This is a genomic window from Magnetococcales bacterium, from assembly GCA_015231925.1.
Classification (GTDB): domain Bacteria; phylum Pseudomonadota; class Magnetococcia; order Magnetococcales; family JADGAQ01; genus JADGAQ01.
The window spans coordinates 1-2,053 of sequence record JADGAQ010000358.1 but is presented as its reverse complement, the minus strand read 5'-3'; the positions used below and the strand labels follow the sequence as shown (position 1 = coordinate 2,053).

The window sequence follows — 2,053 nt, the reverse complement described above, 5'->3', positions numbered from 1 at the left end:
TCAGGAGTTCCGGTACGGCGGTGAAACGCCTCAAAGGCGGCATCCACTTTTTCAATGAGAGGCTCCAACCCAAGACTGAATTTTGGCAGTTCCCGTTGAAAGTCCAGGAGTTGCCCAAGATCATTTTGCGCCTGGTCGATAAGAGCCTCTAGCCAGAATACCGGCGCTTTGGTGTATTGCAGGAGGTGTTCGGCTGTTGATTCCCTTTCGGCAGCCAGCGAGGCAAAGTCACGTCCGGTGGCATAGGCGAAGTCCACTCCGGCCCGCACCACACGGGGCAGCACCGCTTGCGGAGCGGTGGCGTGGGCGCGCAGCACGGCGGAAGTGCTTTTCTCCTCCTGACCCTCACCGAGATACTGGATCAGAAAAGCGCCGCCGATCAGATCGGGTTTGATGGGGGAGATAACCTTTCCCTGGTCCGTGCCCAGGGCCGATTCGAGTCGGGCGGCCAGTTTTCGGGGGCTCAAGGTCGTGCCGCAGGCCATGGCCTCGATTTCAGCCGGAATGAGGCTTTCCAGTTGCGGACGATCCAGCCCGCCGCGCAGGGTGACCAGCGCCGCCAGGTGGCGCAGCAGGGTCTGTTCGTCATCTTCCTCATTTATGGTCTTTGAGCCGGTGATCCATTGGCCTTCCCGTTGCGCCAGACGCATCGCCAGATCCGGACGGGTCAGGGAGAGGACGGCATTCACCCCGTTGGCGGCGGCCCACTGACCCGCCATCAGCAGAAAGAGGGGGTCGCCCCACTCCTCGCCATGTTGCATGTCCCGGTCGAAATCGAGGTTTTCTCCGAGAGGGGGAATGGTTTCCGCGCTGCCCGCCCGTTGCAACGCCTCGGCAAAGAGGCTGCGCCGCTCCGACAGGGACAACGGAGGCAACTCGATGGGCTCCACGAGTTGGAGCCCATCTGTAAGCCGCTCCCGGTCGGATCCGGGGGGCGCGAAGAGGCTTTGCCACCAGCCTGCCCCCGGTTGGCCGTGCCGCTCCAGCAGCAGGATGCGCAAGGGGTGTTTCATCTCCTGCTGTATCAAACCGAGAAACCAGGTATGCAGGGGGTCCACCAGACTGGCGGCGTAGTCCAGCACCACCAGGGTGGGCTTTTTCCAGCGCCAGCCGCGTTGTTCCCCGAGGGCCACACTCTCGCGAAAGGCCTCGCCTTCCGCGAATCCCGCCTGAAACCCCGCCTGCGTCGCCCGGTCGCACAACTCCAGCGCCAGCCGGGTCTTTCCCGAGCCGCCACGACCGGTGATGACCCGCACCGAAAGCGGCGTATCCTCCTCCTTCAGCCAGTCCGTCAGCCGGTTCAGCAAGTCATCCCGGCCCACGAAAGGGTGAATGCGGTTTTCCGCCCACAGCCAGCGGATGTTGTCTGCGGCAATCGATACCGCGCCCCGAGGCTTCGGGGGGATGAGGTCCAGAGACGAGGCCGCCAATTGGCCGACGGAAACCCGGTTGTGATCCCCGGCGATCTGAATGAGGACCGACTTGTGGCCTGTTTTGCCCTGTTGTTTGCCCATGAACCGATCATCCCCCACAAGTTGCCAACGGGTTGTTGCTCTTGATGCTGTTCCGCCAACGGCGGTTGAGTCGTCTGCCCCGGTTTTCCGGCAGGTATTCCCGGTCGGTACGTCGTGTTATGGAGTAGCCGTCATCCGGCGGCAGGCCGGGTTAACAACGATACTATCCCCGATAACGGCTTTGTGGGGGATGTTCCCCTGTCGGGGTTGGCGTTCTTCAACAAGGGTGGCGAATTGTCCCGTCCTGCACTTTATCGGGCCGGTAATGAGGCGTTAACGGGGTCAATAAGCCAAACAGCCGATCATGCCGCACGATTAAAACGGAAATAAGGATATAATGGCATGTATTGCCGTCACGACCATGATATTGGATAATAGAGAATTTCGGCAGAGGTGGCAAGTCCACAGGTGTCGGGATGTACAATACAGCGCCTTGTGCGGGTGGAGTGGGAGGGTGTGAACCGGCTCGGTAGCCGCGCCAAAAAATATCTCGCCCCGTCCACAAATTATTTCTGCAAATTTACATACACGTTACCCCG

1 protein-coding gene is annotated in these 2,053 nt (G+C 60.6%); it reads right to left on the bottom strand.

Features of this window, described 5'->3' with window-relative positions; genetic code table 11:
- Positions 1–1,514 (bottom strand): ATP-binding protein (locus tag HQL56_19805; GenBank protein ID MBF0311763.1); only part of this gene is annotated, 1,514 nt, incomplete at its 3' end.
- Positions 1,515–2,053: the final 539 nt, after the last annotated feature.